Source organism: Secundilactobacillus folii, from assembly GCF_009720675.1.
Taxonomy (GTDB): Bacteria; Bacillota; Bacilli; order Lactobacillales; family Lactobacillaceae; genus Secundilactobacillus; species Secundilactobacillus folii.
In genome coordinates, this window is record NZ_WNJO01000023.1 from 16,051 (window position 1) to 29,975 (window position 13,925).

Sequence of the window (13,925 nt, forward strand, 5' to 3'; positions counted from 1 at the left end):
TCTTTTAAAAGCAGCATATCAAGAATCCAACCATGGATTGCTTGATATGCTATTTTTCTGTCGTCTGATCAGTTTGTCTCTATGACCAAAATAACAATTTATAGACTAAAAAACTGGCATCGATGATTACCATCAATACCAGAAAATGTAGCCTTTGTGTTTTGATTCATGCCAACACGTTTTTTTGAGAGCTAGGGTATCCTCTTGCATTTCTAAACATAACCACCATCTTGAAGAGTGACTAACGGGCGTAATTACTCATAATCACGAACTTCTTATTTGCAGTGATGTAGGTGCCATCAGCAAGCTGATAACGCGTCGTGTATTTATGTCTAACGACACGAACGACCTTCAGTGTGGTGCCCTTCTTGTAATACTTCTTATAGCCCTTCAATTCTTTTGTTGCATAGGCCTTAACGCCACGAGGGTTGATGACCTTGATTCGTTTTGTCTTGCCTAGACTTTGATAATAAGCTAATTTGACAAACTTTGGATTAGCGGTGATATAACCCTTAGTGCCCTTGATGTATTTACCAGTATACGGATCATACTGTTGAACGTAATAACGGAGCACACCCGTCTTACTACGACTATAACCAATCACAACAAATTCAGGTCTCTTGATCCGCTTATCTTTTGAATAGACTTTGATGCGAGTCTTCTTTGAGAAATTAGGTGTCTTGTATAACCCAATTGTCTGAATAGCGTAAATAGCTTTACCCTTTGCAATGCGTTTGAATGTCCCACCATTGGTTGCTGGTTCGGTCGTTTTACCTGAATTACCTTGGTTTGGCGCAGTTGCGTAGGTCATCGTCACCACTTGATTTTCCGGATCAGTGCCTGGTATTACATCGTTTGTAAAGGTTGGCATCGCCGGTGTAATGTAGCCAGCAACTTTAGGATTTGGGGTGGACCAAGTTGTCGGCGAAGCCTTGTAAATAGTCTCGCCATTAACCAAATCCACATACCCTTGCCAGCTGACATTAATCTCGTTGTCAGGAGCAATTGTATTGGCCGCTTCATCTGTATAGTGGACTGTATCAGTGGTCGTTACTACCACATCCGGTAGTTCCCGTTGTTCATGAACCACTTGGATAGTCAATGGCTCGTTATCACTTGCTTTGAAAGTATAAGTGATACCCGATGCCGTTTGACCCGGTGCCAGTTCATAATTTGCCGGAACTGAAACGACATAATACCCAGTACTATCGGTCGAACCGCTTAAGATGTCAGTATACACAACCGGTGCTAGTCCGGAGGTGTTCGATGGATCAACATCAACGTAGTTAATCAAGACACTTTGTGGGTCAGCAGCATAAATAACGTCAACTTGGTCATCGTCATTCGGCTGTGCAGTCGTGATCGTTTCAGTCGGCACTACTGTAATATTAGGCGTGTATCCAGCAACTACAGGTGTTACTACTGTAGCGGTATTTCCAATAGGTGTGTACGTTGTTACACCAGTGACCTCATCCGTATCCGTCGTCCAATCGATCGTTTGCGTGACAGTTGCCGGATCCTTTGATCCAGCGCCCGTGTAAGTGATCGTCCGCGTAGTCTGACCACTGAAGTCGGCTGGCAAGGTCGTTGTATGCTGGTGCACGAGTTTCACAGTGATGTTGTTATTTTGACCTGCTGTGAACGTATAGGGAATCGAATTAGCTTGACTAGCTGCTAATTCATAGTCTTTAGGAACTGTAACTGTATAACTACCGGTCTCATCGGTCTTCCCATTGACCGTATCAGTTGTCACGGTCTTGTTAGACTCATCAGTATCTACGTAGGTCACCGTTAGACTAGCGTCTAACGCGGTATACGTTACCGTAACTGTTTCATCTGTTGGCTTCGTGGTTGAAACTGTTGGCGTGCTAGCGGCGACTGTCGACTGATCAACACTGTAGCCCGTAATTGTTGGACTATCAACGCTCGCATATTGCGCGGTCTTTGGCGTATAGGTCGTCACACCAGTGACGTCATCCGTATCCGTCGTCCAATCGATTGTTTGCGTGACAGTTTCCGGATCCTTTGTTCCAGCGCCCGTGTAGGTGATTGTCCGCGTGGTCGTCCCGGTGAACCCTTTCGGAAAGTCTGCTGTATGCTGGTGCACGAGTTTCACAGTGATGTTGTTATTTTGACCTGCTGTGAACGTATAGGGAATCGAGCTAGCTTGACTAGCTGCTAATTCATAGTCATTAGGAACTGTGACTGTATAACTACCGGTCTCATCGGTCTTCCCATTGACCGTATCAGTTGTCACGGTCTTGTTAGCATCATCAGTATCGACGTAGGTCACCGTTAGACTAGCGTCTAACGCAGTATACGTAACCGTGACGGTTGCATCTGTCGGCTTAGTGGTCGTTACTGTTGGCGTGCTGGCCGCAACTGTTGCTTGATCGACACTGTAGCCCGTAATTGTTGGACTATCAACGCTCGCATATTGCGCGTTGGGCTTTGGCGTATATGTCGTCACCCCAGTGACGTCATCCGTATCCGTCGTCCAATCGATTGTTTGCGTGACAGTTGCCGGATTCTTTGTTCCAGCACCCGTGTAAGTGATCGTCCGCGTAGTCTGACCACTGAAGTCGGCTGGCAAGGTCGTTGTATGCTGGTGCACGAGTTTTACAGTGATGTTGTTATTTTGACCTGCTGTGAACGTATAGGGAATCGAGCTAGCTTGATCAGCTGCTAATTCATACTTTACCGGAACTGTGACTGTATAGTTGCCGGTCCCATCGGTCTTCCCATTGACTGTATCAGTCGTTACGGTCTTGTTAGCATCATCAGTATCTACGTAGGTCACCGTTAGACTAGCGTCTAACGCGGTATACGTAACCGTGACGGTTGCATCTGTCGGCTTAGTGGTCGTTACTGTTGGCGTGCTGGCCGCAACTGTTGCTTGATCGACACTGTAGCCCGTAATTGTTGGATTATCAACGCTCGCATATTGCGCGGTCTTTGGCGTATAGGTCGTCACACCAGTGACGTCATCCGTATCCGTCGTCCAGTCGACCGTCTGTGCGACAGTCGCCGGATCCTTTGACCCAGCGCCCGTGTAGGTGATTGTCCGCGTGGTCGTCCCGGTGAACCCTTTCGGAAAGTCTGCTGTATGCTGGTGCACGAGTTTCACAGTGATGTTGTTATTTTGACCTGCTGTGAACGTATAGGGAATCGAGCTAGCTTGATCAGCTGCTAATTCATACTTTGCCGGAACTGTGACTGTATAGTTGCCGGTCCCATCGGTCTTCCCGGTGACCGTATCAGTCGTCACGGTCTTGTCGGCATCATCAGTATCTACGTAAGTCACCGTTAGACTAGCGTCTAACGCTGAATACGTTACCGTGACGGATTTATCTGTTGGCTTCGTGGTTGAAACTGTTGGCGTGCTAGCGGCGACTGTCGACTGATCAACACTGTAGCCCGTAATTGTTGGACTATCAACGCTCGCATATTGCGCGTTGGGCTTTGGCGTATAGGTCGTCACCCCAGTGACCTCATCCGTATCCGTCGTCCAATCGATTGTTTGCGTGACAGTTGCCGGATCCTTTGTTCCAGCACCCGTGTAAGTGATCGTCCGCGTAGTCTGACCACTGAAGTCGGCTGGCAAGGTCGTCGTATGGTCATGTTTCACATGAATGACAATATTATCACTATCATCTGAGGTAAGCGTTGTGGTAACTGTCTTTCCCGGTGAAACCAGTACATATCCAGTAGGTACTTTGACGGTGTAGGTTTCACTATCCCCTACAAAACCGCCAATAGTGTCACTCGTTTTAGGCACTTCAAGACCATTATTGTCATCATCAATATAAGTAACCGTTGCTGATGCTTGCTGATTATAAATCACATCAATAGATGCATAATCAGCAAAAAGATTAGCTTGAGCTTGAGTAATCTGTGGAGCACTGCCAAAGCTTATAATCGATGAGCCATTGCCAGAAGTGAATTCTGAAGCAATATAATCCCCGGCTGCTTGATCTCCAACACTTTCAGTATCTGAAAATGGTTGCTCACCATTTGCAAAATTTACAGTTTCAGTAACCGTATTGTTAGCCTTATTTGCAACTAAGGTTTCCGATTGAATGCCGTATTTATTTTCAGCACTATTCGTATCGTAATTAATAATAACTTCTGCAATCTGACTCGTTGGATAGCCGTCGACTGAAACATTAACACCGTTTTCCGTGGTGTCATCACCTAAACGAACAGTTTGTTGAGGAACAATAGCCGCCCCGGAAGTATCCATAATATTCACCGGTATACTTAACGGATTAATGGTCAAAGTAGCAGTGCTGGCAATTTGATCATCAAATAAATCGTTAGGGTTAGCACTTGCCAAGTCGCTTAGACCCTGCGCCGATAACTTTACAGTGTAAGAGCCTACCACCGCTTTGACTGTCGAGACATCTAAATCAGCAGATGAGGCGAGAACCGAGTAGGTACCATCAGCATTCTTAGACCATGTACTTGGAACAGAATAATCCTCTGGCACAGTCACAGTATAAGCATTTGGTTTCGTACCATTCCAAACTTGAGTTTGATTTTCAATTTTAATCTGATTAGCTTTATTACTAGTATCAATAACTTTTTTATAGTTAACCGTATAGGTCGTCCCAACTCCAGTAGTTTGTGTGGTAGTAACCGGGGTACTCTGGGTACCTGCTTTGAAGACTTGGGTGGCCTGAACGCTACTTGGATCAAAAACATACTGCGTACCGTCACTTGCTGTCACTTTTGACGGTAAAGCTGACAAAGCATCATAGCTATCGCCCGTTTGGCCTTGCACAGTCACTGGGTCGGCAATGCTATTTCCTTGGCCATCCGTTAAATCATACGTATCAACAACTGGCAAATGCACGATGGTAAAACTACCGGCCCAATTCGAATTGTCATAAGAATCACTGAGTGTAACCGCATCAGTTACACCAAGAGCCGTTGCTACGGGCTGAATGTTGGGATAATAACCACTTATATAAACTGAATAAGCACCTTGTGTTTCGTTATAAGAATCCGTGACGTACAGGATAGCGGCATCATTTTGGGTTTTCCGATCACCATAATTGACTGTAGAGACATCTTTAACACTTGAATCCACGATCACGGCAACGTGGTAGTCATTCTGTTGACTGGTGTTGACACTCCCCCACTTTAATTCAAACGCCTGACGTCCGTTATAATTATTCAGTTGAGTAACAGAAAAGTCCGAATAGGTCACACCATTACTATCTAATTGCGCCTTAATCTGACTTTGGAGACTAGCGGCCGGATCTGCTGCTTTTTCATAGGTCGTAGTCGTTGTGCTATTCAGAGATGATGAATCAGCAATTGCCAGCCCACTAGGGACAATGACATACTCCGTGAAATTATTAAAAGTCGCCTTACTTCCATCGAGAAGTTTCAGATCCAGTTGAGCCACAGACCCGTCCGTAAACACGGCATTGTTGCCATTGGACACGAAACCACCAAAATTTGAAGGAGAAAATTGTGGTGCAGAAGCAGCCACCGAGTCAACAAATATCTGACCCGTTTGAACATTATTTTGGCTAATCTGATTTGCAGCACTGTTCAGGCTGTTGAGTGTAGTTAAACTGGCATCAGATAAGGTCACCGCGTAAGTCCCCGCAGTTGAATAATCTACCTTACAAGTGTCAAAGTATGACAATGGCACATTGTAAACAATGCTGTCTTGACCCGTATTATTGTAGTTGATCGTCCAGTCGGAAGGAACCTTATCATTCCGCGATATTGAAACTGTTAAAGAACTTGGATGATTACCATTCACTGCTACCAAGTCGGCACCAATACTCAATTGATTGTTATTTTCAATTGTGAAGATACCATCTTTAATCTTGTCAGCTGTCACCTCGTAATTTGAATTCGCATCGGACAACTTTTGTAAACCAGCAGTGGTTAAGCTGACCGTATAGCTTCCTGGCTCCTGACTAGTAATTTGAACATCTAAATCGCTGGAAGAAGCTGGAAGCGTATAAGTACCGTCACTATTGACGGTCCAATCTGCAGGCGCAACAATGCCGTTTGTCAAGGTCACTGTATACGAGGTTGGGTCCGTACTAGAATCGTTATCATAGGGCTTCGAGCCACCAGCAATAGTAACTGAACCGGTAATGATTGGCGCTTTTGTGATCGTCAGCTTACCCGCGGTAATATCCGTTGCACTGACCGTTAAATTTCTGGCCTGATTGGCTGCTACCGCATTTAATCTTTGGAGACCGGTGGCGCTAAGCGTAATGTTATAGGTACCCACATTTTGACTGACCTGGCTAAAATCTAGATCCCCTGAATCCGAACTGACGAGATACTGGTTGGCGGTGCTCGTTAAATACCAACCCGTAGGTGCAGTTAAATTATCTGAAAGAGTGACAGAATAATTGGTTGGGTTGTCACTTTTGCCATCATAGATCTTAGTGGCATCACTCACGCTAACTGTGGCACTTTGTTCTGATTGCGTTTCATCAGCCTTAGCCGTAATAACTTGTGGGATCCCGGTACTTTGATAGGCCTGAGCTGCTTTAGCTTTGACCTGATCAATCGTATCTTGACGATCAACATCGCCTAAATTGGTCGTTTGACTCGCAGTATCGAGAGTTTGATTATTTGATGACGAATTAGTTTGAGTGGTAGCAGATGAGGTCGCTCTAGAATCTGAAAGCTTAGTATTATTTCCAGAAACTGCAATTCCACTCGCTGCTAATGAGGACTGGCTGTCTGGTGCTGTGGTTTTATCTGCCGTAACATCCGCTGTACTATTTGCAGTCGTACTGCTAGTATCATCGCTTTTTGAGACTTCTTTAGACGAACCAGCTTGAGTCGTTGGTTCATTAATGGATGCTACCTGACTGGACGTATCACTGGCTGAAGTATCACTAACGTTGGCACTAGAATGATTGGCATTTTGAAGCGCAACTGTTTTAGCAGTCACAGTTGACTGTTGATTTGTTAAATTGATCGAACTGTCTGCTGAAGTACTGGTTGTGTCAGCGTAAATCCTTTGATGGCTGCCAAAGCCAATTCCAAATGAAAGTGCTAACAAGCCGGCAAAGAGCCAGACGCGTCCAACTTTGTACATTTTAAAATGCTCGTTTATCTGAGCACTATCCCTTAGTAGTTTCCTACGCTTTTTATTAATTATATGTTTGTTCATTAGAAATCGAATCCCCCAGTTCTAACTACAAGAAAATCTTTATCGCTCACTATTTAGTTAAATCCAGCTCTTCCCATGGTATTGGGTGGTCTGCCAAACACCCCCATTCTATCAGTTTCGCCTTATGAATAAAATGATTTTCAAAAAAACTTCCTATTATCTCGTTCAAAAATGTTTTACCTAACACTAATTTGAAAGATGATATTATAACTGATAGAACAACTATTAAATTCCAGCTTCAGTCTAGTCATTAAGCACAATTCGAGGTAGAAATTACCGGAACAGGCCGAATTCAAGAGCTAATTTAACACCGCATGCCAAAACTCAATGCAACAGATACCCCACAATTGCCGAAAACTACCGCCATCTTAAAAATGGAATCAACAAAATAGGTAATTTGCCTATCTAAAATACAAACGGCTAACTATGGCACTTCCCAAATTATCATGTAACACTGTGTTAGCTGAAATTGACATCTTTCTACCAGATATTGTAGAAAAATGATAAAGTTACGCTATATCTTGTTGCAATTTTCAAACAGATGTTCTACGATTAACATACCGATAAAAAAGGGAGACTTGGCCGTGAACAAACAAAAACCGCAACAATCGCATATCCAAATTACGGTTCGCTTTGTCGAGAAGAAGAACGGTAAAAAAGCAGTTTTTGACGCCCGGAAAATTCTGCGGAGCCTTAACCACTTGACCCATGATGATCGTCTAATTCGCCGGATCAACGCCCTTGTGCTTGCGCAGATCGCTGGCTATGCTCAAATTGACACGGCCACTATCCGGCAACTGATCATCTCGACTCTCGTTCAACTGGATCATCCCGAGTTAGCGAAACGCTACGATGAGTACCACCCTTCAGTTACAAAGAAGGACGCACAGTTTAAACAACTATCATTCTTTAATCTATAAGATTATTGAGATGTGGTTATGTTTCAAACCTAGTAGCTATGCATTTAAAAAGCAAAAACGTTCAACCAGTCGGATTCGACAAGGTTGAACGTCTTTTTATACTAGAGATTTAGATAAACGAAAAGCAGCACCTTAACGTTCGTACTAATGCCGAACATTAAGATGCTGCTGCTTATTCAATATCAAATTATGAACTTAATTGCGATTCCAAATCACGAAGTTCAGCAACCCGGACTTCCCTTGGCAAGAATCGACGAATTTCTTCCTCGTTATACCCGACTTCCAAACGCTTGTCATCAAAAATGATTGGCCGTTTGATTAAATCTGGATACTTTACTACCAGGTTAACTAATTGGCTCACTGCTAAATCATCTAAGTTGATGTGGAGCTCCTTGAAGACGTTGGAGCGAGTAGAGATAATATCTTCACTGCCATTCTCAGTTAAGCGAAGAATTTGTTTTACTTCATCAGCGTTAAGTGGGTTGGACTTAATGTTTCGCTCTTTAAATGGAATGTGATGGTTTTCCAACCATGCACGAGCTTTACGACTAGATGCGCTACTTGGTGCAACATATAAGTTAATCATATTAAGCACTTCCTTCATTTCGCTTTCCCCTAGCGACAAACATAAAACTAAATCAAAAGCAAAGGTAAAACTAAATTTATTCATCAATCAGTCCCCAACACTTCATCATGAACAAGATTATCATAACATCATTATTAGAATAATTCAAGACTGTTTTTATATTTTTTTGGTTTGTGAATAAATCCTCAAAATCTGTCTAGACAATCTATGAAATTGTTATAACCACGCACGTTCTAACAAATTCACACCATTTTTGTTTATAAAATCTAGTTAATAATTTAACACCCTCAAGAAACCCCTAGAAACGCTGTCATTGCAACCGTTTACTCACTATTTGTAAGTAGCTTTTAACCGCTTTAGATTTGCACGGAATGGGCAAATTAGTTATTACATCTTAAGTAATCGATTTATAGTAATCATTTTCAACATGAGTTACAATTTGGTTATAAAGTTTGGGGGAGTGACAGGCATGACTTCTTTTTTTACGATTATCCTGCTTGTGATTGCGGCCATTGCAGCCAATATTGTGTATGATATCTATCCAAAAATTCCACTAGCGTTTTACCAGATTGGGGCTGGTGTACTTTTATCGTTAGTTCCACTATTTAATAACTTTCATTTGCAACCTGAAGTGTTTATGCTGGCCATCATCGCACCACTCATGTTTAATGATGGTCAAAATACTGATACGCATCTTCTGCGGCGCAATTTGAACTCAACGGTGTCCTTGGCAATTATTTTAGCGTTGGTCACGATTGTGATTGGTGGAATACTGACACATGCTTTGTGGTCACTGCTACCCTTAGCTCTTAGTTTTGCCTTAGCAGCCATTGTCACGCCAACAGACGCAGTGGCTGTCTCTTCCATCACCAATAATATTGAGATGCCTGAGCACGTCATGGGTACCTTGGAAAACGAATCACTCTTTAATGATGCTTCAGGGATCGTCGCTTTAGACCTGGCTTTAACGGCGTACACAACCGGCCAATTCTCATTAACGCAAGGCTTGGAGCATTTTTTGGTGGTCTTTTTTGGCGGGATTTTAGTCGGCATCGTTTTGGGTCTGGTCATTGTCATGATCCGCATCCAATTTCAGCGCCAAACGTTGGATACGATCGCAGTTATTTTACCGTTTAACTTGATGACGCCTTTCGTAGTTTATCTAGCTGCTGAGCACCTCGGTCTTTCTGGAATCTTGGCGGTTGTGGCAGCTGGAATTGTTCACGGGCTGCAGGGACAGCGGTTACGGCTTACGTCTACGCAGACCCAATTGGTGACTAAAACAACTTGGGAGGTCGTCACCAACCTGCTAAACGGCTTTGTTTTCGTATTATTAGGCGCATCTGGACCCAGTGTCTGGAACGATCTATCTAGGACTGAAGTAAATCACTTACCAATATTATTAGTGATTGCAGTGGCGCTCTACTTACTGATGGTCGTCATGCGCTTTTTGTGGTGTTTGTTCAGTCTGGTATCGCTACCAAATAAAGAAACCCGCATCAAGGATAGCTTTTTGATTGCCATTAGTGGTGTGCACGGTACCATCACATTAGCCATGGCTTTTTCACTACCGTTAACCGTTGCTGGTCATGCATTTCCGTACCGTAGCGCCATCATCCTCATTGCGGGTACCATTATTCTGCTCAGCCTAATTCTGCCAACACTCATCTTGCCGCTTATTCTGCCGCACAAGAAGCAGGCCTTTACGGACGAAGAGTTCAACGATTACTTAGTGCGAATGGTCAACTTTGCAATTGAAAGTTTGAAGAATCACCAGCCAAATGCAGCGGCACTCACATCAGTAATTGAGGTCTTGAATTCACAAAAGAATCAATTACGTAAAAATGCCGATTCAAAGGTCGTGAACCAACTCTTAGAACGGAGCGAAACCGCTGAGCGTGCCGCAATTTCAGAGATGATTGAAAACGGTGAGGTTGACCGTCAAGTAGGGTGGCAGTATAGTCGGATTGCTTCTTTACAGACCCAATTTGCATTTCTAAGCCCTTTGGCTCGGTTCAAGATGTGGGTCAAAATGATCTTCTTTCGCATTTTCCCGCAATCTTCAAATAAGCGTTACCAACAACAGATCGATCAACAGCGACAAAATAAGTTGCAGTGGTTGAAAGACCATGGCAGTACGGATCAATACCAAAAATTCAAAACCTTCTATGAACAGCATAAAGGCGAATATACTGCTCGTTTTCAGGAGAATCAGAATAATAATCAGCTTCACTTGTCATCTGACCTTGGAAAAGCCAACCAAAAGGGTTCAAAATCAAAGCATCCTGGTCAGCGACAATTCTTAGCAGTACCTGATGATCAAAATAATACTCATCATCATCTTAGTCAGCGAACTGAAAAGCAAAAGACCATTGACAAGGAATCCCAAGCACGAATTACGGAAGTTACTTTATCAATGGCTGAGAATCCCAGCCAAAATCGGCATCGTCGGCACACTTTAAGTCGTAAACAGCGACGAGAATTTTATCAGCAAAGTCGAAGCGGTGGATTCTCTGAAGAGTATTTGGCGGCCTTTCAAAAGATCAATGAGAAAGGCTATGCTGCTGTCATGAGTTATTTAGACTCTGTGGAAACTGATGATAATCAACTTGAAGTCGACGTGGTCCGACACTTCTATAATGTTCGTCGCAATCGTTTCAACAAGGCGGAATCCTCCGCTGATGAAGAAAACGAATTATTCTTAATGGCTTTTCAATACGAGTATAGCTTCGTTCAAAACGCTGAAAAACGCGAAAATCCGCCTTCGGAACTAGTCAAAGAACTGCATACAAAAATATCAATGGATCAAATGGTTTACATTCAAAATGGCGATTAAAAATATACCATAGCATGGAAAATGTCTCATTAGTTACAAAACTGTTATCTCAGCTTCACACTTTCTTCACATTTGAGCACTATATTGTAAACATACTAAGGTATCAAGAAAGATACCTAGTAAGCTTTTTCATTTTACTCCTCCAAAGTAAAATTAAATTTTTCGTGAACCCCATCACGAAAATGCCTACTCCTATGTTAGACTCACCCTCCCCCGGGTGAGTCTATTTTTGTTAATGCGTGAAATAAGACATTCAGAGACTGGTATGTCACTGGCCACGATCGAAAAAGTCATCTTCGTTCACACATGGCCACTGACTTATTTCACCCGCATGGCTATATTATTAGCTAAGTGACAAGTATGAACCAAGGAATTTTCTTATGCTTCTTTTCCAATTCCGTTGTAACTCAGTTAAGCGAATAAAAATTGGCCATAAAAAGCAAGCTTTAACAGTCTGCCATCTTTTTCAAGGTAATCCACTAACCACTTTTTCGCCTGGTCGCTGCTGCAAATCACCAAACACCTCACGCAAAAACGATCAACACTCAACTTCATCTGCGCACCGGTTGCTAATCCCCCAGAAAAAACTTATAATTTTCTATAATAAAGATTAAGCATCTGCATTTGGGGGGAACGACATGCTCACACTTACGATTCTTTCAACTAGCGATACGCACGGTTTTATTTTCCCAACCAACTACGTCAAACCGCGGGCACATATGCCGTTCGGCCTGATTCGAGCAGCAACGGTTCTAGCTGCTGAACAACAGACGGCACCAGGACCTGTCATCACCATTGACGATGGCGATTTTTTGGCTGGTTCGCCGTTAGCCTACTACGTTGCACAAGTTCAATCACCACCGGATCCCCTGCCACTGACCCGAATCTATAACCAGATTCATTACGATGCTGCCGTGCTTGGCAACCATGAATTTGACTACGGCACGGCCTACTTGGAACGGGCTCTAAATGCCTCTGACCGTCCGATCGTTAATGCCAACCTATTAGACGGTGATAACCGTCCGTTATTTGGCCAGCGTTACCGAATTATGGAACGCGACGGAGTCAAAATTGCAATTTTAGGCCTCACGACCCGCGCCGTCATGCAGTGGAAGAACCACTCTAACGTCACTGAAGATGTGCATTTTCACACTGCCGTTTCGATTGCTAAAGAAATGGTGCCTAAATTAAAAAAAATTGCTGATATCGTCATTGTCTGTTACCATGGCGGCTTCGAGCGTAGTCTTAGGACTGGTAAACTGATTGAATCTTTAAGTAACGGTGAAAATGAAGCCTATCAGCTCTTGAAAGAAGTTAAGGGTATCGATGCTTTGATCACTGGCCATCAGCACCGTAAGATTGCCACAACACTATTCGACGTGCCGGTGACACAGCCCGGCTATCGTGGTGAGGCTATCGGTAAGATCACGCTGCATCTAACTCCTGCTGCTGAAGGTGGCTATATAGTTCATGACAGTAACGCTCGCCTTGTGGAAACTAAGGATGCGCAGTTCGACGAACGAATCGCCGTTCAGAGTCACGAATTAGATAAAACGGTAGACCACTGGCTGGCTGAGCCCCTAGCCAAAATCGATGGCGACCTCACCGTTAAAAGTCCGCAAAAGTCCCGGATGGATGAGTCGGCATACACAGAATTCATCCAGCGCGTCCAGATGACGACCATGCAGGCCGATATTTCAGCAACCTCGCTATTTAATAATGAAGGCCACGGCTTTGAAAACCCGATTACAATGCGCAACATCATGACTAATTACGTTTACCCGGATGGCCTGGCACTGGAACTGGTTACAGGAAAAGAACTAAAAGCCGCGCTCGAAAAGGCAGCCAGTTATTTCACCATTGACAGCGATGGCCAAATTACCGTCAATCCGGCGTTTTATTCTCCGAAACTCCGCCATTATAACTACGATATGTACGAAGGTATCATATACCGCATCAACGTTGCTAAACCGGTTGGTAAGCGTATTGACCAGTTGACCTATAGGGGTCAGCCAGTAACCAATACGCAGACGTTCAAGCTTGTTTTAAATCGTTACCGGGCTGGTGGCGGCGGTCACTATGATATGTTCCGTGCTGATAAAATTATTGCTGAGAACAAAACGCCGATGAGTCAGATCATTGCAGACTACTTGCGTGCTCATCCGGTAATTAAAGCCCGGGTCAATCATAATTTTAAAGTTGTCAATGAACCTTGATATGCAATTATAGAAACACTGAAAACGCTCAACCTCATGCAACGGTTGGGCGTTTTTGATTGGCTTGAAGTGTGCTCGAATACCTCGCTGATTTAATACTGACTTTATTCTAAATACAGAAACAACGCACCCACTAAGCCAGATTTATCATGTTATAAAACTTTATTGAAACTGCATGATTCGAGCACTATACTAAAAATTGAACAAC

The 13,925-nt window shown here is 43.5% G+C and carries 5 protein-coding genes; 3 read left to right on the plus strand and 2 right to left on the minus strand.

Annotation, left to right across the window (positions count from 1 at the left end):
- Positions 1–241: 241 nt before the first annotated feature.
- Positions 242–7,159, minus strand: coding sequence for a mucin-binding protein (locus tag GM612_RS11720; RefSeq protein WP_155432545.1), 6,918 nt, complete (start codon positions 7,157–7,159; stop codon positions 242–244).
- A 584-nt stretch (positions 7,160–7,743) separates the two neighbouring features.
- On the opposite strand from GM612_RS11720, the gene GM612_RS11725 reads away from it, so the two are divergent.
- On the plus strand, positions 7,744–8,079 hold the full coding sequence (locus GM612_RS11725) for an ATP cone domain-containing protein (protein WP_173021281.1): 336 nt from the start codon (positions 7,744–7,746) through the stop codon (positions 8,077–8,079).
- Positions 8,080–8,266: 187 nt separating this feature from the next.
- Here the strand turns inward: GM612_RS11725 and spx are convergent, their stop codons facing one another.
- A complete protein-coding gene (gene spx, locus GM612_RS11730) occupies positions 8,267–8,665 on the minus strand; it encodes a transcriptional regulator Spx (protein ID WP_155432547.1) in 399 nt (132 codons plus the stop codon).
- Between the two features lie 469 nt (positions 8,666–9,134).
- Here spx and GM612_RS11735 point away from each other — a divergent pair, with 469 nt between their 5' ends.
- Both GM612_RS11735 and GM612_RS11740 read left to right on the plus strand, forming a co-directional pair.
- Complete coding sequence (locus GM612_RS11735) at positions 9,135–11,501, plus strand: cation:proton antiporter (RefSeq protein WP_173021282.1); 2,367 nt, start codon at positions 9,135–9,137, stop codon at positions 11,499–11,501.
- 638 nt (positions 11,502–12,139) lie between these two features.
- Positions 12,140–13,717 carry a bifunctional metallophosphatase/5'-nucleotidase gene (locus GM612_RS11740; RefSeq protein ID WP_155432549.1) on the plus strand — a complete coding sequence of 526 codons (1,578 nt, stop codon included), beginning with the start codon at positions 12,140–12,142 and terminating at the stop codon, positions 13,715–13,717.
- The last annotated feature ends 208 nt before the right edge of the window (positions 13,718–13,925 follow it).